This window comes from Methylobacterium sp. E-041 (assembly GCF_022829665.1).
Lineage (GTDB): Bacteria > Pseudomonadota > Alphaproteobacteria > Rhizobiales > Beijerinckiaceae > Methylobacterium.
The window spans coordinates 34346-52439 of sequence record NZ_JAKSYQ010000268.1 but is presented as its reverse complement, the minus strand read 5'-3'; the positions used below and the strand labels follow the sequence as shown (position 1 = coordinate 52439).

At 71.9% G+C, this 18094-nt stretch carries 16 protein-coding genes; 8 read left to right on the top strand and 8 right to left on the bottom strand.

Annotated elements, in window-relative coordinates:
- The first annotated feature begins 28 nt into the window (after nucleotides 1–28).
- Entirely contained in the window at nucleotides 29–535 is a 507-nt protein-coding gene (locus MKK70_RS24145) for a GNAT family N-acetyltransferase (protein WP_243950414.1), read from the top strand.
- Between the two features lie 117 nt (nucleotides 536–652).
- The gene (gene ppa / locus MKK70_RS24140; RefSeq protein WP_147730016.1) at nucleotides 653–1189 is read left to right on the top strand and encodes an inorganic diphosphatase; all 537 of its coding nucleotides are present in this window, start codon (nucleotides 653–655) and stop codon (nucleotides 1187–1189) included.
- Between the two features lie 92 nt (nucleotides 1190–1281).
- On the opposite strand, the gene MKK70_RS24135 is transcribed toward ppa, so the two are convergent.
- A complete protein-coding gene (locus MKK70_RS24135; RefSeq protein ID WP_243950412.1) occupies nucleotides 1282–2538 on the bottom strand; it encodes an FAD-dependent monooxygenase in 1257 nt (418 codons plus the stop codon).
- A 178-nt stretch (nucleotides 2539–2716) separates the two neighbouring features.
- Here MKK70_RS24135 and tesB point away from each other — a divergent pair, with 178 nt between their 5' ends.
- The 4 genes from tesB to MKK70_RS24115 all read left to right on the top strand — a co-directional run bounded on the left by tesB (nucleotide 2717) and on the right by MKK70_RS24115 (nucleotide 7577).
- Nucleotides 2717–3607 (top strand): acyl-CoA thioesterase II, encoded by an 891-nt coding sequence (gene tesB, locus MKK70_RS24130; protein WP_147728183.1) that lies wholly within the window; start codon nucleotides 2717–2719, stop codon nucleotides 3605–3607.
- A 307-nt stretch (nucleotides 3608–3914) separates the two neighbouring features.
- Complete coding sequence (locus MKK70_RS24125) at nucleotides 3915–4253, top strand: P-II family nitrogen regulator (protein WP_147728184.1); 339 nt, start codon at nucleotides 3915–3917, stop codon at nucleotides 4251–4253.
- 86 nt (nucleotides 4254–4339) lie between these two features.
- Entirely contained in the window at nucleotides 4340–5845 is a 1506-nt protein-coding gene (locus MKK70_RS24120) for an ammonium transporter (protein ID WP_147728185.1), read from the top strand.
- A 454-nt stretch (nucleotides 5846–6299) separates the two neighbouring features.
- Nucleotides 6300–7577: an outer membrane beta-barrel protein gene (locus tag MKK70_RS24115; protein WP_147728186.1), complete on the top strand. Its 1278-nt coding sequence runs from the start codon at nucleotides 6300–6302 to the stop codon at nucleotides 7575–7577.
- 121 nt (nucleotides 7578–7698) lie between these two features.
- On the opposite strand, the gene MKK70_RS24110 is transcribed toward MKK70_RS24115, so the two are convergent.
- A complete protein-coding gene (locus MKK70_RS24110) occupies nucleotides 7699–8868 on the bottom strand; it encodes a phosphoserine transaminase (protein WP_243950410.1) in 1170 nt (389 codons plus the stop codon).
- 157 nt (nucleotides 8869–9025) lie between these two features.
- Nucleotides 9026–9745, bottom strand: a complete 720-nt coding sequence (gene trmD, locus MKK70_RS24105; protein ID WP_243950408.1) for a tRNA (guanosine(37)-N1)-methyltransferase TrmD — start codon at nucleotides 9743–9745, stop codon at nucleotides 9026–9028.
- Between the two features lie 78 nt (nucleotides 9746–9823).
- Between trmD and MKK70_RS24100 the strand changes: the two genes are divergently transcribed.
- Nucleotides 9824–10570, top strand: a complete 747-nt coding sequence (locus tag MKK70_RS24100; protein ID WP_243950406.1) for a class I SAM-dependent methyltransferase — start codon at nucleotides 9824–9826, stop codon at nucleotides 10568–10570.
- Nucleotides 10571–10745: 175 nt separating this feature from the next.
- On the opposite strand, the gene MKK70_RS24095 is transcribed toward MKK70_RS24100, so the two are convergent.
- Nucleotides 10746–11462, bottom strand: coding sequence for a glutathione S-transferase family protein (locus MKK70_RS24095; protein ID WP_243950404.1), 717 nt, complete (start codon nucleotides 11460–11462; stop codon nucleotides 10746–10748).
- A gap of 95 nt (nucleotides 11463–11557) precedes the next feature.
- Between MKK70_RS24095 and MKK70_RS24090 the strand changes: the two genes are divergently transcribed.
- Nucleotides 11558–12133: a TetR/AcrR family transcriptional regulator gene (locus MKK70_RS24090; protein WP_147729122.1), complete on the top strand. Its 576-nt coding sequence runs from the start codon at nucleotides 11558–11560 to the stop codon at nucleotides 12131–12133.
- A 90-nt stretch (nucleotides 12134–12223) separates the two neighbouring features.
- Here the strand turns inward: MKK70_RS24090 and MKK70_RS24085 are convergent, their stop codons facing one another.
- The 4 genes from MKK70_RS24085 to MKK70_RS24070 all read right to left on the bottom strand — a co-directional run bounded on the left by MKK70_RS24085 (nucleotide 12224) and on the right by MKK70_RS24070 (nucleotide 18054).
- Nucleotides 12224–13327, bottom strand: a complete 1104-nt coding sequence (locus MKK70_RS24085) for an aromatic ring-hydroxylating oxygenase subunit alpha (protein ID WP_243935753.1) — start codon at nucleotides 13325–13327, stop codon at nucleotides 12224–12226.
- A 130-nt stretch (nucleotides 13328–13457) separates the two neighbouring features.
- Complete coding sequence (locus MKK70_RS24080; protein WP_243950402.1) at nucleotides 13458–14654, bottom strand: acyltransferase family protein; 1197 nt, start codon at nucleotides 14652–14654, stop codon at nucleotides 13458–13460.
- Entirely contained in the window at nucleotides 14651–15844 is a 1194-nt protein-coding gene (locus tag MKK70_RS24075; RefSeq protein ID WP_243950400.1) for a glycosyltransferase family 4 protein, read from the bottom strand. Before MKK70_RS24075 ends, MKK70_RS24080 begins: the two co-directional genes overlap by 4 nt.
- Entirely contained in the window at nucleotides 15844–18054 is a 2211-nt protein-coding gene (locus MKK70_RS24070) for a GumC family protein (RefSeq protein WP_243950398.1), read from the bottom strand. Before MKK70_RS24070 ends, MKK70_RS24075 begins: the two co-directional genes overlap by 1 nt.
- Between the last annotated feature and the right edge of the window lie 40 nt (nucleotides 18055–18094).

Below are 18094 nucleotides of genomic sequence, written 5' to 3'. Positions count from 1 at the left end.
CCGCACGATCGAACCGAAGGGTCCGGCCATGAGCACCCGCACCACGAGCATCCGCCGGGCCCGCAACGCGGATGTCGGCGCGCTGTCGGCGGTGTTCGATGCGGCCTGGCGCGAGGCCTATCGCGGGATCATCCCGGGCGTCGCGCTGGAGCGGCTGATCGCGCAGCGCGACGGCGCGTGGTGGCGCGCCGCGCTCAAGCGCGGCCGGCCGATCGCGGTGGTCGAGACCGCCGACACGGTGGTCGGCTACGCCGGCTACGGCCGCGCCCGCAGCCGGTCGCTCGGCGTCGAGGGCGAGGTCGACGAGCTCTATCTCCGGCCGGAATACCAGGGCGTCGGCCTCGGGCGGCGCCTGTTCCTGGCGGTCCGCAACGACCTCGCCGACCACGGCCTGGCGCGGATCGGCGCCTGGACGCTGGAGGACAACGCCCGCGCTGCCGACTTCTACGCCGGCCTCGGCGGGCGACCCGGCCCGCACGCGCTCGACCGCTTGGCCGGCGTGCCGCTGCCGAAGGTCGGCTACCTGTTCGGCTGACGGTTCTTCCCGTTCGTCGCGGCGTGCGGCGCGGCGCGGATTTGCTTCGCGCGCCAAGGGCTTTATGAGACGCTCGCAATGGGGCGAGGCCCCGATCTTCCGGGATGCGCCAGCGCCATGATCATCGACAACATCTCGATCGGCAAGAACCCGCCGCACGACGTCAACGTCATCATCGAGGTGCCGCTCGGCGGCGAACCGATCAAGTACGAGATGGACAAGGAAGCCGGCGCGCTCGTCGTCGACCGCTTCCTCTACACCCCGATGTTCTACCCGGGGAACTACGGCTTCATCCCGCACACCCTGTCCGGCGACGGCGACCCCTGCGACGTGCTGGTGGCCAACACCCGCGCCGTGGCGCCCGGCGCGATCATGAGCGCCCGCGTGGTCGGCGTGATGGTGATGGAGGACGAGGGCGGCGAGGACGAGAAGATCATCGCCGTGCCCTCGCGCCACCTCACCAAGCGCTACGACCGGATCGAGAACTACACCGACCTGCCCGAGATCACGATCCAGCAGATCCAGCACTTCTTCGAGCACTACAAGGATCTCGAGCCCGGCAAGTGGGTCAAGTTCGTGCGCTGGGGCGACAAGGCCGAGGCGCACCGCCTGATCCACGAGGCGATCGACCGCGCCAAGAAGGCCAAGGCCTGAAGGGTTTCCCCGGGCCGATCGAGGCCCGCGCCCGGCTCCCTTCCCCGCGGACGGGGAGAGAGCCGGGCGCTTCAAAGAGATGACGTGAGACGTCAGAGCGCCTCGCCGCGCAGCAGGCGCGGCTGGGCGCCGCGCGCGCCGGCGGCCTCGCCGACGAAGAAGCGCTTGAGGCCGGGCATCCGGTCGACGAGGCCGAGGCCCAGGTCGCGGGCGATCCGCAGCGGCAGGGCGTCGTTCGAGAACAGCCGGTTGAGCCAGTCGGTCGCCGCCGCCATCGCCAGCGTGTCGAACCGGCGCGCCCGCTCGTAGGCGACGAGCACGTCCGCCGCACCGGGATCGAGCCCGAGGCGCAGGGCGCCGGTGACCGCCTCGGCGAGGGCTGCCGCATCCGCCAGGCCGAGATTGAGGCCCTGGCCCGCGATCGGGTGGATGACGTGGGCGGCATCCCCCAGGAGCGCGAGGCGTTCGGCGCGGAAGCGCCGGGCGATGCCGAAGGCGAGCGGATGGGCGCTCGGGCCCTGCTCCAGGGCCAGCCGCCCGAGATCGGGCGTGAACCGGCGCTCGATCTCGGCCAGCACCGCGTCGGGCTCGCCCCCGAGCAGGGCGTCGACGTCGGCGGCCCGCTCGGTCCAGACGATCGAGGAGCGGTGCCCTTGCGGCCCGTCGGCCAGCGGCAGGATCGCGAACGGCCCGCTCGGGAGGAAGTGCTCGGTCGCCCGGCCCCCGTGCGGACGCGCGTGCCGGATCGTCGCGACGATGCCCGTCTGCGGGTACGACCAGCCGACCCAGCCGATCCCGGCCGCCTCGCGCAGGCGCGAGCGCGCCCCGTCGGCGGCCACCAGCAGCGCGGCCCGGAGGGTGCGGCCGTCGGAGAGGGTGGCGCGGATCGCGTCGCCGTCGGGCACCGCGCGGGCGATCCCGACCGGGTCGAGCGCGACGCCGGCCGCCGCGCAGGCCGCGCGGAGCGCCGCCGCCAGCGTCTCCGCCTCGACCATGTGGGCGAAGGGGCCGTCGGAATCGCGCGGCGTCTGCGCGAAGGTCAGGAAGACCGGGCGGACCGGGTCGGCGAGCCGGCTGTCGCTGATCGCCATCTCGGTGATCGGCGCGGCCGCCGCCCCGAGCCGGTCCCAGATCCCGAGCCGCTCCAGCATGCGCCGGCCGCCGGCCGCGATAGCGAAGGCCCGGCCGCGCTGCCGCTCGGCCGCGCGCGGAAGGCCCGGATCGCAGACCGTGACGGCGAGCGCGTCGCCGTGCGCCTGGCGCAGCGCCAGGGCCAGCGACAGGCCCGGGATGCCTGCGCCCGCGAGCAGCAGGTGGCGGCTGCCCGGGCGGGTCGTCGAACCCCTCATCGCCTCGTCCTCATCGTTCCCTCGCGCGAGGAAGTGACACCGCTTCCGCCCGCAGGCAACGCGCGGGCTCGTCCGGCGGGCGCAGGGAAGCGCGGTCGCACCGCGAGCCCGATGGCGAGGCAGGCCGCGCGGATGCTATGGCGGACGCCTCCTCGCCCCGAAAGCCCGCCGCACAGCCATGCCGACCGATCCCGTCCCGCCGACCGATTCCGGCATCGTCGCCGAGCTTCTCGCCATCCTCGACCTCGAGCGGCTGGAGACCGACCTGTTCCGCGGCGTCAGCCCGCGGAACGGCTGGAAGCGGGTGTTCGGCGGGCAGGTGGTGGGTCAGGCGCTGGTCGCCGCGACCCGGACGGTGCCGAGCGCCCGCGCGCCGCACTCGCTCCACGCCTACTTCCTGCTCGGCGGCGACCCGAGCGTCCCGATCGTCTACGAGGTCGAGCGCATCCGCGACGGGCAGAGCTTCACCACGCGCCGGGTCAAGGCGATCCAGCACGGGCGCGCAATCTTCGCGATGACCGCCTCGTACCAGGTGACGGAAGCCGGCCACGCCCACCAGGCGGCGATGCCCGACGCGCCGCCCCCGGAATCGCTGCCCGACACCAAGTCCCTGCTCGCCAGGGGCATGCCCGGCATCCCCGCGGCGGTGGCCGGCTATTTCGGCCGTCCGCGCCCGATCGAGCTGAAGCCGGTCGACCTGCGACGCTATCTCGAAGGCGGGCCGCAGGCGCCGCTGTGCAACGTCTGGCTGCGCGCGGCCTCGCAGCTCCCCGACGATCCGGCGATCCACCAGGCGGTGCTCGCCTACGCGTCCGACATGACGCTGCTCGATGCCACGCTGATCGTCCACGGGCGCTCGGTGTTCGATGCCGACATCCAGTCGGCGAGCCTCGACCACGCCCTGTGGTTCCACCGCCCGTTCCGGGCCGACGAGTGGCTGCTCTACGCCCAGGACAGCCCCAATTCCGCCGGCGCGCGGGGGTTCGCCCGCGGCCAGATCTTCGCGCGCGACGGGACGCTGGTGGCGTCGGTGGCGCAGGAGGGCCTGATCCGCCCGCGGCCGGCCTAGTTTGGCGTCAAACCGCCGGCAGGCCGCCGCACGCGCCGAATTACTGCGCTTCTGATGAGCATTTGCCCGTTTTGTGTGCGATTACTGCTCAGCTTGAGCCCGTCCCCGCGCCAGTCCGCGACCAAAGCGTGTGCATCCGGCGGTCGCGTGAAAAGGTTCCCAAAAAGTTCGGCGCTGGCATAGTCCTTGAATGAGGGCCCGGCGATCGCGGGGTCATTCGGATCCTGCGCGACCATCCTGGACCGGAACCCCCTGCCGAGCGTCGGCTGCGGCACACGGTTCCCAACCCACGCAGGGGGCGCCAAGCATGAAGATCGTGATGGCCATCATCAAGCCGTTCAAGCTGGAGGAGGTGCGTGACGCACTGACCGGCATCGGCGTGCACGGCCTGACGGTGACCGAGGTCAAGGGCTACGGCCGCCAGAAGGGCCACACCGAGATCTACCGCGGCGCGGAATACGCCGTGAGCTTCCTGCCCAAGCTGAAGATCGAGGTCGCGGTCGCCGCCGACCTGACCAGCACGGTGATCGACGCCATCGCGGGCGCCGCCCGCACCGGCCAGATCGGCGACGGCAAGATCTTCGTCATGCCGCTGGAGAAGGCCGTCCGGATCCGCACCGGCGAGACCGACGCCGACGCGCTCTGAGCCGGCCCGCGAGGGCCGCCGCCCTCACCACCCATTTCTGCCTCGCAACAATCCTGACAGCACCGCGACCCGGGAGTCTCGTGTCCATGAAACTTCGCAACGCCCTCGCGCTCGGACTGGGAGGGGCCGCGCTCGCCCTGGTCCTCGTCGAGCCGTCCCTCGCGCAGACGCCGGTGCCGGAAGCGGCCTCGGCGCCCGCGCCCGTCGCCCTGGTGCCCAACAAGGGCGACACCTCCTGGATGCTGATCTCGTCGGCCCTCGTGCTGATGATGAGCGTGCCGGGCCTGGCGCTGTTCTACGGCGGCCTCGTGCGCACCAAGAACATGCTCTCCGTCCTGACCCAGGTCTTCGCGATCGTCTCGATCGTCTGCCTGCTGTGGGTGTTCTACGGCTACAGCCTCGCCTTCACCAACGGCGGCACCATCAACGACTTCGTCGGCGGCTTCTCGAAGGCGTTCCTGAAGGGCGTCGACCCGAACTCGACCGTCGCCACCTTCTCCAACGGCGTCGTCATCCCGGAATACGTCTACATCTGCTTCCAGATGACGTTCGCGATGATCACCCCGGCCCTCATCGTCGGCGCCTTCGCCGAGCGGATGAAGTTCTCGGCGCTCGTGGTGTTCACCATCCTCTGGGTGACGCTGATCTACTTCCCGATGGCGCACATGGTCTGGTACTGGGGCGGCCCGGACGCGGTCGGCAACGCCGCCAAGGCGCTCGCCATGGCGACCGACGACGCGGCCAAGAAGACCGCGCAGGACGCGCTCGACGCCGTCAACGCCGATGCGGGCTTCCTGTTCAAGAAGGGCGCCCTCGACTTCGCCGGCGGCACCGTCGTGCACATCAACGCGGGCATCGCCGGCTTCGTCGGCTGCCTGATGCTCGGCAAGCGCATCGGCTACGGCCGTGACCTGCTCGCCCCGCACTCGCTGACCATGACCATGATCGGCGCCTCGCTGCTCTGGGTCGGCTGGTTCGGCTTCAACGCCGGCTCCAACCTCGAGTCGAACGGCACCACGGCGCTCGCCATGATCAACACCTTCGTCGCGACCGCGGCGGCGGCGGTCTCCTGGCTGTTCGTGGAGTGGGCGATGAAGGGCAAGCCGTCGCTGCTCGGCATGGTCTCCGGCGCCATCGCCGGCCTCGTCGCCGTCACCCCGGCCTCGGGCTTCGCCGGCCCGATGGGCTCGATCGTGCTCGGCCTCGTCGCCGGCGGCGTCTGCTTCGTGATGTGCTCCACCGTGAAGAACGCGATCGGCTACGACGACTCGCTCGACGTGTTCGGCGTCCACTGCATCGGCGGCATCCTCGGCGCCCTGGCGACGGGCATCCTGGTGGATCCGAAGCTCGGCGGCGTCGGCATCCCCGACTACGCGACCAAGCCCGGCGAGATGGTTCTCGGCACCTACGACATGATGAGCCAGTTCATCATCCAGGCCGAGGCCGTCGGCCTCACCCTGCTGTGGTCGGGCATCGGCTCGGCGATCCTGTACAAGCTCGTCGACCTGACGATCGGCCTGCGCGTGACCCAGGACGAGGAGCGCGAGGGCCTCGACATCGCCGATCACGGCGAGCGCGCCTACAACTACTGATCCATCGACGTCCCCGTGACGCCGACGAAGCCCCGGTGCCCCGCACCGGGGCTTCTTTCGTGGCGGCCATCCCCGAGGCGGTCGCGGGGCAGCGGTCGGGGGATCCGGTCCTTCGTCCGGAGGCGTCTCGAACCAAGCCGATGCGTGCAACGTGTCCCGAGGCTCGCGACCAAGTCCAGGATCAGTCCTCGATCGTCGAGCGATTCGCCGATGCAGTCGATCCGGCCCGGTCCGGCGGCGCTTGGTAACGATCCGTTAACGAAGACGCACGGAATTCCGGATGATCCGCGCCGGATGGGCCGACTGGTTGTGGTGCGACGGCAACACATCTTGAGCTTGGGGCGGCTGCGGCCGCGATTGCCCGTTTCGTAGGCAATTGCCCGAAAGTTGTTTTTGCGGAGGGTGGGAACTTTCGGCACCTTGGCCGCAGCAAAAAACAAACGGGGCTCGGACTATGACCTTGAAGCTGTTCCTCCAGGGCGCCACGGCGTCGATCGCCACGCTGCTCTGCGTCGGACAGGTGTCGGCCGCCGACCTGTCGGCCAAGCCCGCTCCGCCCCCGGTCCCCGAGGCCTGCAAGGTCGCGATCACCTTCCCGGCCTACGGCGGCGTCATCAAGCAGAACCCGAACCCGAGCTGCTTCACCATCGGCGGCATCGGCGAGATCTACGTCGGCGGCGCGGTGACCGGCTACGCCTACACGCAGACCAACCCGTTCAACACCGCGGTCACGCCGCCCGGCGTTCCCGCCGACCGCGCCGGCCGCGTCGACTTCTCGAACCTGCAGGGCTTCATCCAGAAGGCCGACGGCCCGTTCCAGTTCTACGTCGCGGTCGGCGCCTACACGATCCCCGGCCTCGGCGCGCCGATCTACAGCGCCTTCGATCAGACCGATCTGCTCTTCACCCCGGTCTCGATCGCGTTCGGCAAGTACCAGATCAACGACGAGTGGTCGCTCCAGGGCGGCCGCATGCCGACCAACATCGGCTCGGAGCTGCCGTTCACCTTCCAAAACCTGAACATCTCCCGCGGCCTGCTATTCAACCAGGAGAACGTGATCAACCAGGGCGTCCAGGTGAACTACGCCAGCGGCCCGTGGGCGGCCTCGCTGGCGGCGACCGACGGGTTCTTCTCGGGTGAGCTCAACTGGATCACCGGCCTGATCACCTACAAGATTGACGACGCCAACACGATCGGCATCAACGGCGGCACGCACTTCAGCAGCTTCAATTCCGGCCTGCAGAGCCTGCGCTTCCAGTACGCCACGCCCCTGTCGCTGCAGAACAGCAGCATCATCAGCCTGAACTACACCTACTCGGCCGGTCCCTGGATCGTGACGCCCTACATCCAGTACACCAACGTCGAGCGCAACGCCGCCCTCGGGCTCAACGGCGCCGAGACCTTCGGCGGCGCGATCCTCGCGAGCTACGCCTTCACCGACAACTTCGCCCTGGCCGGCCGCTTCGAGTACATCGCCCAGAGCGGAAACCGCTTGAGCCTGTTCCCCGACACCTCCGTCCTCTACGGCGCCGGCAGCGAAGCGCTCTCCTTCACCGTCACGCCGACCTTCACCTTCGGCCAGTACTTCCTCCGCGGCGAGTACTCGCGGGTCGAGCTCTACGACATCACCCGCGGCAGCCTGGCGGCCGGCACCCTCGGCACCGGCTTCGGCCGCACCGGCAACCGCACCTCGCAGGACCGCTACATGGTCGAGACCGGCATCACCTTCTGATCCCGGCGGCCTGCGGGGCCGTCCTCACGGTCCCGCATCCACCACGCCAACGAAAACGGGCGGCCCGATCGGGCCGCCCGTTTTCGTTGGCGCGCTGCCGGGTGGCGCGCGGGCCGCGTTCCTACGCCGCCTGCGTCAGGGCCGCCTTCTCCCGGGCGAAGGCCCAGTCGAGCCAGGGCGTCAGCGCCTCGAGGTCGCTCCGCTCCACCGTGCCGCCGCACCAGATGCGCAGGCCGGGCGGCGCGTCGCGGTAGGCGCCGATGTCGAGGGCCACGCCCTCGCGCTCCAGGGTCTCGACGATGCCCTTGGCCACGCGCTCCACCACCGCGTCGCCCAGCGCCAGCACGTCGGCATCGGCGATGACGAGGCACACGCCGGTGTTGGAATACGTCGCCGGGTCGACCGCGAGGTTGGCGATCCAGGGCGTGCGCGCGACCCAGTCGTGGATCACCCGCGCGTTGCCGTCCGCCCGCGCATGCAGGGCGTCGAGCCCGCCGAGGTCCTGCGCCCAGGCCAGCGTGTCGAGGTAGTCCTCGACCGCGAGCATGGAGGGCGTGTTGATGGTGTCGCCGGAGAAGATCCCCTCGATCAGCTTTCCGCCCTTGGTCAGGCGGAACACCTTCGGCAGCGGCCAGGCCGGGACGTGGCTCTCGAGGCGGGCGACGGCGCGGGGCGAGAGCACCAGCATGCCGTGCGCCGCCTCGCCGCCCATCACCTTCTGCCAGGAGAAGGTCACCACATCGAGCTTGTCCCAGTCGAGCGCCTGGGCGAAGGCGGCCGAGGTCGCGTCGCAGATCGTCAGCCCCTCGCGGTCGGCGGCGATCCAGTCGCCGTTCAGCACCTTCACCCCGGCGGCGGTGCCGTTCCAGGTGAAGACCACGTCGTTGTGCTTCGTGTCGATCGCCGACAGGTCGGGCAGCACGCCGTAGGGCGTCTGGTGGATGCGCGGGCTGATCTTGAGCTGCCTCAACGCGTCGGTGACCCACTCCGAGCCGAACGCCTCCCAGGCCGCCACCTCCACGGTCCGCGGCCCGAGCATCGACCACATCGCCATCTCGACGGCGCCGGTGTCGGAGGCCGGGACGATGCCGATGCGGTAGTCGGCCGGCACGCGCAGCACGTCGCGGGTCAGGTCGATCGCCCGGCGGAGCTTGGCCCTGCCGGCGACCGAGCGATGCGAGCGGCCGAGCGGCGCGTCGGCCAGGGCCGCCGGGGTCCAGCCGGGGCGCTTGGCGCAGGGGCCGGAGGAGAAATGGGGCACCCGGGGGCGGGTGTCGGGTCGGCGCAACATGAGGATCCATCCTTACAGATGGGCGCACCTCGTCGGGGAGGCGTGTCCCGCCGCCGGGATGCGCCGATGCCGGCGGCCCTGCAAGGGCCGGGGACGCGTGGACACCCCGATCCGCTTGCATCGCGCCGCGGTGTTCGCGCGCCTGCCGGGATGCGCCTCAGCCGCCGCGCGGCCGCGCCATCAGATCCGGCCGGCGCTCGGCGGTGATCCGCTCGGATTCGGCCCGGCGCCAGGCGCGGATCGCGCCGTGGTCGCCGCCGGTCAGCACCTCCGGGATCGTCCGGCCCTCCCAGTCGCGGGGGCGGGTGTAGTGCGGGTATTCGAGCCGGCCGCCCTCGAAGCTCTCCTCGTCGCCGGACGCCGCCTTGCCCATCACGCCGGGCAGCAGGCGCACGCAGGCGTCGATCAGGGTGATCGCCGCGACCTCGCCGCCGGAGAGCACGTAGTCGCCGATCGAGACCTCCTCGAGGGCGCGGCCGGCGATCACCCGCTCGTCGACCCCCTCGAAGCGGCCGCAGACGATCAGCGCGCCCGGCCCGGCGCTCAGCGCCCGCACCCGCGCCTGCGTCAGCGGCTTTCCGCGGGGCGACATCAGCAGGCGGGGGCGGGCGTCATCCGGCCCGGTCGCGGCGTCGATGGCGGGGCCGAGCACGTCGCAGCGCAGCACCATGCCGGCGCCGCCGCCGGCCGGGTTGTCGTCGACGCTGCGGTGGCGGCCGAGCCCGTGCTCGCGGATGTCGCGGGCCTCGCAGACCCAGTCGCCGCGGGCGAGCGCGCTGCCCGACAGCGAGGCGCCGAGCGGCCCGGGAAACATCTCGGGGTAGAGCGTGAGGATCGTCGCCCGCCAGGGCGGGGCGGAAGGGGGCGGGTTCGTCATGGCCGCTTGATGGCGCCGGGACGCCTGCGCGGTCAACGCCGCGGCACCGAGCGCCGCCCTCGCGCGTTCAGGACTTCGATGATCAGACCGCTCCTCGCCCTCCTCCTCGCTCTCCCGGCCCTGGCGCACGGCGCGCAGGCGGCGGAACCCCTGGGACCGCCCGGCGCCCCGGCTGCCGCCTTCCCGAAGCCCGACCGGCCGGTGGCCGAGATCGTCGCGGCGCAATGGGCCTTCGAGGCGCAGCGCGACAAGGCCGACGAGTTCGGGCAGGTCGCCCGCCTGATGGGCTTCAAGCCGGGCGAGACGGTGGCCGACATCGGCGCCGGCAGCGGCTACTACGTCACGCGGCTGAGCCCGCTGGTCGGGCCGCAGGGCCGGGTGCTCGCCGAAGACGTGACCCCGCGCTACCTCGCCGACCTCGAAGCCCGGCTGCGCAAGGCCGACCTGTCCAACGTCACGGTGGTGCGCGGCGAGCCGCACGATCCGCGCCTCGCGCCTGGATCGGTCGACGCGGCGATCCTGGTGCACATGTACCACGAGATCACCCAGCCCTACGGCCTGCTCCACAACCTCGCCGCCGCGATGAGGCCCGGCGGCCGGGTCGGGATCGTGGACGCCGACGACATCCCCTCGCGCCACGGCACGCCGCCCAAGCTCCTGCGCTGCGAGCTGTCCGCCGCGGGTTTTCGCGAGACGGGCTTTTCGGTGCTCGACGGCGGGGTGGGCTACCTCGCGGTGTTCGAGGCGCCGGCCCCCGACCGGCGGCCCGATCCGAAGGCGATCACGCCTTGCAAGGATGAGGCGACGCGGGGGAAGGCGCGATAGGGGTCGAGGCCCGGTTTCGCGACCGCCCTCCTCCGATCCATGTCGGGCATGCGGACGGGCGCCGGCACTGGTCGGAAGGCGGCGTCTGCCGGCCGCCGTCCAATGCAAGCCGGCGTCCAAGGGCGGCACGGGGCGGCTCGCGGTGGGGCGATGACCGGAACCGACCGCCGGACGCTCAGGCGCGTTCGTCGATCTCCGGGACGCCGCTGCTCCGGTCGGCGTAGGCGGCGATGAAGGTCGGCCGGGTCTGCCAGCGCTGCCAGAAGGCATCGAGATGCTCGAAGCGCTCATCGAGCGGCGTCGCGTTGACCGGAAACTTGGAGAACGCGATCGCCGTCGCCAGCGTGATGTCCGAGAAGGTCGGCTGATCGCCGCCCAGGAGCCACGCGCGGCCGTCGGCGAGATGCCGGTCGACCAGGCCGGCATGCGCCAGCGCCACCTTGCGCGAATGCTCGCCCCAGGCCGGGTTGCTGGTCAGCTCGAGCTTCGGGCCCAGGCCCTGGTGCAGGACGTGGAACGCGGTGACGATGGGGTAGAGGATGTGCACCCACACCCGGCTGTCCCACATCTGGTCGAGGCCGCGCTCGAGTGCCGTTTCGCCCATGATCTTGCGGCCTTCGAACGCGTCGTCGAGGTAGCGGGCGATGGCGGAGGTCTCGCTGAGAAAGGACCCGTCCGCGAGCGCGAGGGTCGGCGTCTCGCCCCAGGCGTTCATCTTCAGGTGCTTCCATCCCCGTTGCTCGCCGACGGGCGACATGTCGTAGACCGTCTCGTCGAAGCGGTCGGCGATGCCCTTCTCGTGCATGAAGATCCGCAGGCGCTGCGGGTTCGGGAAGGCCGAGGGGGAGGTGAAGAGCCTGAGCTTGTCGGACATCGTCGTCTCGCTTTCCATCACGTTCACCTGTCTGTCAGATGACAGGCATCACGCTACGTCCCGGCGCTTGTCTCGTCAACCCCTGTCTGCCATATGACAGATGGAGGTTGGGCATGGCAGCGACGTCGAAGGAGAACGTGCGGGAGGCGATCCTGGCGGCCGCCCGGGAGGCGGCGATGGCCTACGGCTACGGCGGTCTCAATTTCCGCGACCTCGCCGAGACCGTCGGCATCAAGGCCGCGAGCATCAACTACTACTTCGCCAACAAGGCCCTCCTCGGCGAGGCGGTCGCGCGCCGCTATTGGGAGGACATCGCCCGCGACCTCGAGGACGTGTCGGCGCATGCCTCGAGCCCGACGGAGGCGCTGAGACGGTACCCCGGCATCTTTCGCCTGTCGCTGGCGCGCGACAACCGCATGTGCCTCAGCAGCTTCATGGCGACGGAATACGATGCGTTGCCCGAGCCGGTCCTGAAGGAGGTTCAGGCTTTCGCCGACGTCAACACGGCGTGGCTGCGTCGGCAGCTCGTCGCCGCCGAGCTGGTCGCGCCGAACGAGGGCGAGGCGAGAGCGCGTGCCGTCTACGCGGCGGTCGCCGGCGCACAGATCGTCGCGCGAAGCCGCGCGGACATAACGCTGTTCGATTCCCTGATCCAGAGTTATCGGGAAGCGGGGCTGCTGCCGAACTGATCGGAGCTGAACGGCAAGATCGCGCGGTCCGAACCGACGTTCCCGGGCGGGATCGCGACCGAGACGCGCATCGGGTCGCCCCGATGCCCCTCACGAGCGCCAGCGCAGCTCCCGCGACTCCAGCGGGTTCGCGAACGGGCGCCCGGCGCGCGCGGCCTCCAGCGCCTCGCGCTTCAGGCGAAAGTACCATTGCGAGGGCAGGTCGCCCTGGCCGAACAGCACCATGGTCGGCTTGCGGTCGAGGCCCAGTTGCGCGTGCTGGAGCACCTGCTGGTCCTGGGTCAGGAACTGGCGCATCAGCGGGCGGGCGACGGGCTTGAGCAGGTTGAGGCCGGGGACGTTCCAGTAGAGGGCGTTGGTGAGCATCGTGCGGTTGGCGGTCAGCGGCGTCGCGAAGGTGTAGTTCGCCAGGCGCTTGGCGCCCGCCGTGATCCGCTCCAGGCGCACGCCGGGAAGGCGGAACTCGATCTCGACGTCGGGCACCCCGCCGAGCAGGCGGTAGACCGGCGAGCTCGTCGTCGTCGCGTGGCTCGACATGACGAAGCCGTGCGGCACCGGCCGAAACGTCTTCTTCTTCTCGCGCAGCGCCTTGGACGGCCGGAACCACCACGAATCGTGAACGAAGGCGACGTGGCCGGGATCGACGAGGCTCAAGGTCGTCAGGTCGAACGAGGCCTCGACCACGAGCTCGACCACGAGCGAGCCGACCGGGTGGAAGTCGAGCGCCGGCAGGGCGGGCGTCTCGCCCGGCGTCCCGAGATGCGGGTTGACCCAGACGAAGCCGGCGCTCTCGATCACGGGGAAGCGCTGCACCACGATCTTCGAGAAGTCGGCCGTGTCGTGCTCGGAGAGGGTCGGCACGTCGCGGCAGCGGCCTTCGGTGGAGAAGCGCCAGCCGTGGAACGGGCAGACCAGCTCGGCGCCGTCGAAGCCGCCCTTGGACAGCGCCATGCCGCGGTGCGGGCAGCGGTCGCGCAGCGCGAACGGGGCGCCGTCCGCATCGCGCCCGATCACGATCTGCTCGCCGTTTAGCTCGACCGCGCGGAGCGCCTTGCCGGTCAGGCCCGAGGCTTGGCCGACGCAGTACCACGCATCCGGCAGCGGCCGGCGCATCGCATCGGGGTCGAGGGCCTCGTCGGCGGCCGGGTCGCGTGCGGGACCGCTCGCGTGGAGAGCGATCGGGGAGGCGGACATGGGGTCTCGCAACGGTTCGGGAACGTCCTCATACGCCGCCCCGCCGGATGGGGAAAGCGAGGCCGCCGTTCCAACCCCGCCGCGCGACGGTGTGACCCCGCGGAACGCGTGCCACGAGCGCGATGGCCCGTCATGCCCCCGCCCGCACGCCCGCCGCGCCGGCGTCGCGCGGCCGGCCCTGCAGCCAGCGCAGCACCGGCCGCTCGACGCTGCGATGGAAGGCCTCGGTCGCGGCGATCGACACGGCGACGAGGAGCAGCGTCAGCGGCCAGAGCAGGCCGGCGCTCAGCGGCAGCCGCGGCAGGACCGCCTTGGCGGCAAGGAAGACGAAGGGGTGCAGCAGGTAGAGCGCGTAGGACGCGTCGCCGATCCGCGCGATCCGCCGGGCGATCGCCTGGTCGAACCGGAGCCCGCCGAGGACGAGGCCGGCGACGATCAGCACCGCGCCGCCGCCCCAGATCAGGGTGCGGGCCCAGCCGTAATTCCCGGGCGCAGACGAGGCGTCGAACCCGGACAGGTCGATCGACGCCCAGACGCCGACCCCGAGGCCGCAGAGCAGGACGCCGCCGGCGACGCCGAGCCGGACGCCGCGGCGGAACAGCAGCGCGAGGCCGATGCCGGCGGCGAATTCGAGCACGATCGGCCGCAGCCAGAACCGGAGCGGGTCGAAGGCCGGCGGCCGCAGCCAGGCCAGGAGCACGCCGACGGCGAGGATCGAAACGGCCGCCAGCGCCGCCCGCTCGCGCAGGGCCGCGGCGGGCGCGGAGGCCTTCATCGCCCGCGCCGCGAGCATCATCGCCCCGGCGAAGACGAGGTAGAACGCCATCTCGTAGTTCAGCGTCCAGCCGAGATCGAGGATCGGGAACGGGTAGTCCGGCCCGAAGCCGCGGGTGTCGAACGGGATGAACAGGTACGAGGTCGCCACGTCCGCCAGGCTCGGCGCGGCGGCCTGGCCGGCGGCGGCCGCGGCCAGCAGGACGACGAGGCGCAGCGTGAGCGCGAACCAGTACAGCGGCACGATCCGCAGCAGGCGGCGCTTGAGGAAGCGCGCGGCGCCCCCGGGCGCGCCGAACAGCGGCTCGGACGCGTAGACGATGATGAAGCCGGAGATGACGAAGAACAGGTCGACGCCGGCCCCGAGCGGCAGGGCGGCGAAGCGCGGCATGGCGAGGCCGCGCGCCTCCGCCTGGAGCGCGAGCAGGAGCTCGGCATGGAGCAGGACGACCATCACCGCCGCCACCGCCCGCAGGATCTGCACGCCGTCGAGGCGGTGAAGGCGCCCCGGCGCCGGCCGATCGAGGGCGCCCGTCGTCGTCGCGGCGGTCATGCCGGCCGGTCCAGCGAAGCGCCCGCGATCGCGGCGGCCCATCGCTTACCGGCCGCCACGCGGCGGACGATCTCGGCCAGGCTCGCCTGCATCCGCGCGGCGCCGTAGCGCGCGCGGGCCGTCGCCTGCGCCCGGGCGACCTGGGCCGAGAGCCCCGGCGGCGCGGACAGGACGCGGGCGATGGCGTCGGCGAGCGCCCCCGCGTCGCCGGGCGGCACCAGGGTCCCCGCCGCACCCCGGTCGAGGATCTCGGCCGCCGCGCCCGTATCGGTGGCGATCACCGGCGTCCCGACCAGCATCGCCTCGACCAGGGTGCGCCCGAACGGCTCGGGGGCGATCGAGGGATGGATCACCGCGTCCACCGCGCGCATCAGGCGCGTCACGTCCCCGCGCTGGCCGAGGAAGTGGACGCGGTCGGCGAGCCCGCGCTCGGCCGCGCGCGCATGCAGACCGTTCGCGTAGGCATCCTCGCCGAACAGGGCGGTGCCGGCGACGATGCACGCCGTGCCGGGCGAGCGGGCCAGGGCCTCCAGCACCACGTGCTGCCCCTTCCACGGGGCGAGCCGGCTGAAGACGCCGACCAGCGGGCCGTGCGGCAGCCCGAGGCTCGTGCGCAGGGCGGCCGGGTCGCCGGGCTCGCCGTCGAGGTCGAGGCCGTTGGGCACAACCTCGACGAGATTCCGGCGCCCGCCCGCCGCGACGAAGGCGTCGGCGGCGGCCTGCGACGGAACCACGACCCGGGCGGCGAACGCGTTGGCGAGGCGGACCTGAAGCCCACGCTGCGCCGCCCCGAAATGCGCGGGATCGAGGATGTCGTGCAGGTGCCAGATCAGCGGGCGGCGCACGAGAGCCGCGGCGAGGGCCGAGAGGACGAAGGCCTTCTGCGAGTTGGCGTAGACCACGTCGTGGGCCTTCGCGGTCCGCGCCAGCGCGAGGATCGTCGCGGCGAGCCGTCCGGCCAGCGGAATCGCGCGCCAGGGCGAGCCGTCGCGGCGCAGGCACGACAGCCCGGATCCGTGCCGCGCACGGACGACCGCCAGCCCCCGCTCCCGCAGCGCGGTCGCGAGCGGCCCGTCCTCGAACAGGAAGGCGGTGGCGCCGCGCCAGGGTCCCACGGCATCGCACAGCACCATCTCGGCGCCCGACATCGTGCTGGTGTGGTTGACGAACACGACCCGCGGACGGTCCATCACGCGGCTCCGAGATAGCGGCGCGCCGGCTCGTGCCCGGTGTCGTAGAACGGGTGGTCGTCGGCCCGCACCATGGTGATCGCGAGCCCGAACACGTCGCCGCCGGCCTCGCGCAGGCCGTTGACGGTGGCGCTGATCGCCGACACCTGCGAGCGGCCCCAGCGGGTGCAGCACAGCACGCCGTCGACCTGCCGCGCCAAAATTTGGGCGTCCATCAGCATCGCCGCGGGCGGGCTGTCGATCAGCACAAGGTCGTACTTGCGGGCCCAGAGCAGCAGCTCGGTCATGCGCTTGCCCATCAGCAGCTCGGTCGATTCCGTGGTCGCCGCGCCGGCGGGGATGGCGTCGAGGTTGGGCGTCGCCGTCGCGATCACCGCCTCCCGCGGCAGGGCCTCGCCGCGCAGCACGCCGGCGAGGCCGGGGCCGGCGGGCAGGTCCAGAGCCGTCTCGAAGACCGGGCGGCGCAGGTCGCATTCGAGGACGAGCACGCGGCGCCCGCTCGCCGCGTTGAGCTGGGCGAGCGCCAGGGTGGTGAAGGACTTGCCCTCGCCGGGCGCGGCCGAGGTGAGCAGGATCGCGCGGCTCGTGCCGTCGGCGCCGGCCAGCATCAGCCGGGCGCCGAGGTTGCGCAGGACCTGCTGCATCAGCGGATCGCTGCGCGCGTCGCGCAGCGCCGCGGCGAGCGGCAGCTCGCCGGCGGCGGCCCCCATCCGTCCGAGCAGCGCCGGTCCGCCGGCGGCGCGCAGGTGCGGCAGCTGGGCGAAGACGGGGGCGTGGGCCACCGCGGCGAGCTGCGTCGAGGTCCGAACGCTGCGGTCGGCGCGTTCGCGCAGCAGCGCGGCGGCCGCGGCCAGCGCGGCGGCCAGGACGAAGCCGGCGCCGAGGAACAGCAGCGGCTTCGGGGTGACCGGCGCGGCCGGCACGTCGGCGAGGCTGACGAGCCGGGTGCTGCCGACGAGGATGCGGCGCTCGGTCTCGAGCTCGTTGGCGCGCTTGTACAGGTCGGTGTACTGGCCGCGCTTGATCTCGGCGTTGCGCACCATGCCGGCGACGACCGATTCGTCGTCCATCGCGGACGCCGCCTCGGCCTTCGCGGTCTCCATCTGCTGGCGCAGCGACTTGGCGAGCGCGCTCGACGCGTCGAAGGTCTTCTTCAGGCCGGCGCTGATGCTCGCGACCTCCCGGTCGACGCGCAGCTTCAGGCCGGCGAGCTCCGTGCGCATCGCCTGCAGCGTCGGATGGTTCGGCCCCAGCACCGTGCCGGTGTTGGCGATCTGCGCGGCCACCACGTTCATCTGCTGCTTGAGGTCGCCGATCGTCCGGCTCGCCAGCACCGCCGGGGCGTTGATCGAGCCCCGGGCCTGGTCGGCGTTGATCTCGGAGAGGCGCGCCGCGGCGTCGGCCTTGGCGGTCTCGGCCGCCGAGAGCTGCTGGGTGATGGTGCTGAGCCGCTCGGAGGTGATCGGCGCGTTGGCGCCCGACATCAGGCCCTTGCGCCGGCGGAAGGCCTGGATCTTGGCCTCGTCGTCGCGCAGGGACGCGTCGAGCTGGCGGATCTCCTTCCACAGCCACTCGGTCGCCGCCTCGCGGCTGTTGGCGAGCACGCCGCGCTGGTCGTCGAGGAAGGCGGTGATCAGCGCGTTGGTCAGCGCCTGGGAGGTCTCGGCGTTCGGCGAGCGGTAGGCGATGTTGATGACGCGCGAGCGGCCGGCGCCGGTGACGACGTAGCGGCGCTGCAGGTAGTCGACCACCAGGTCGGTGTTGCCGCGCAGCTTGTCGCAGCCGTCCTCCTTGGGCGGCAGCAGGCTCGCGAGGAGCCCGCCGCGCGCGATTTGCCGGCACTCGGCCACAACCTTCTCGACCACGTCGCCCGAGGCGACGAGGCGCATGATCCGCGGCGCGCGGATCACCAGCATCTGGCTCTCGATGTCGGCCGGGTCGCCGAGCTTCTGGATCCAGGCGACCGACGCGTTGGCGTTGTTGCTGCCGGGCTCCGGCTCGGCCACGATCACCGAGCCGACCGCCAGGTACTGCACCGGCGCGACCATCAGCAGCCCGATCGCCACCGACATGACGCCGATGAAGACCGCCGCGAACAGGCGCCGCCGCCGCCAGATCGTCGCGAACGGGCCGGCTTGGTCGGTGGCCGGGCCCGAACTCGGCGCGGCCGGCACGGCGGTGCGGGCGGGGTTGAGGTAGGACGTCGTCATCGTCGACCACCGGGTCTGGCGCCGGTTCGCGAACGGGGTC

What these genes read in the sequence shown, in the direction of transcription:
- MKK70_RS24145 (WP_243950414.1), top strand. Translation starts at nt 29, where the DNA reads ATGAGCACCCGCACCACGAGCATCCGCCGGGCCCGCAACGCGGATGTC.
- ppa (WP_147730016.1), top strand. Translation starts at nt 653, where the DNA reads ATGATCATCGACAACATCTCGATCGGCAAGAACCCGCCGCACGACGTC.
- MKK70_RS24135 (WP_243950412.1), bottom strand. Translation starts at nt 2,538, where the DNA reads ATGAGGGGTTCGACGACCCGCCCGGGCAGCCGCCACCTGCTGCTCGCG.
- tesB (WP_147728183.1), top strand. Translation starts at nt 2,717, where the DNA reads ATGCCGACCGATCCCGTCCCGCCGACCGATTCCGGCATCGTCGCCGAG.
- MKK70_RS24125 (WP_147728184.1), top strand. Translation starts at nt 3,915, where the DNA reads ATGAAGATCGTGATGGCCATCATCAAGCCGTTCAAGCTGGAGGAGGTG.
- MKK70_RS24120 (WP_147728185.1), top strand. Translation starts at nt 4,340, where the DNA reads ATGAAACTTCGCAACGCCCTCGCGCTCGGACTGGGAGGGGCCGCGCTC.
- MKK70_RS24115 (WP_147728186.1), top strand. Translation starts at nt 6,300, where the DNA reads ATGACCTTGAAGCTGTTCCTCCAGGGCGCCACGGCGTCGATCGCCACG.
- MKK70_RS24110 (WP_243950410.1), bottom strand. Translation starts at nt 8,868, where the DNA reads ATGTTGCGCCGACCCGACACCCGCCCCCGGGTGCCCCATTTCTCCTCC.
- trmD (WP_243950408.1), bottom strand. Translation starts at nt 9,745, where the DNA reads ATGACGAACCCGCCCCCTTCCGCCCCGCCCTGGCGGGCGACGATCCTC.
- MKK70_RS24100 (WP_243950406.1), top strand. Translation starts at nt 9,824, where the DNA reads ATGATCAGACCGCTCCTCGCCCTCCTCCTCGCTCTCCCGGCCCTGGCG.
- MKK70_RS24095 (WP_243950404.1), bottom strand. Translation starts at nt 11,462, where the DNA reads ATGGAAAGCGAGACGACGATGTCCGACAAGCTCAGGCTCTTCACCTCC.
- MKK70_RS24090 (WP_147729122.1), top strand. Translation starts at nt 11,558, where the DNA reads ATGGCAGCGACGTCGAAGGAGAACGTGCGGGAGGCGATCCTGGCGGCC.
- MKK70_RS24085 (WP_243935753.1), bottom strand. Translation starts at nt 13,327, where the DNA reads ATGTCCGCCTCCCCGATCGCTCTCCACGCGAGCGGTCCCGCACGCGAC.
- MKK70_RS24080 (WP_243950402.1), bottom strand. Translation starts at nt 14,654, where the DNA reads ATGACCGCCGCGACGACGACGGGCGCCCTCGATCGGCCGGCGCCGGGG.
- MKK70_RS24075 (WP_243950400.1), bottom strand. Translation starts at nt 15,844, where the DNA reads ATGGACCGTCCGCGGGTCGTGTTCGTCAACCACACCAGCACGATGTCG.
- MKK70_RS24070 (WP_243950398.1), bottom strand. Translation starts at nt 18,054, where the DNA reads ATGACGACGTCCTACCTCAACCCCGCCCGCACCGCCGTGCCGGCCGCG.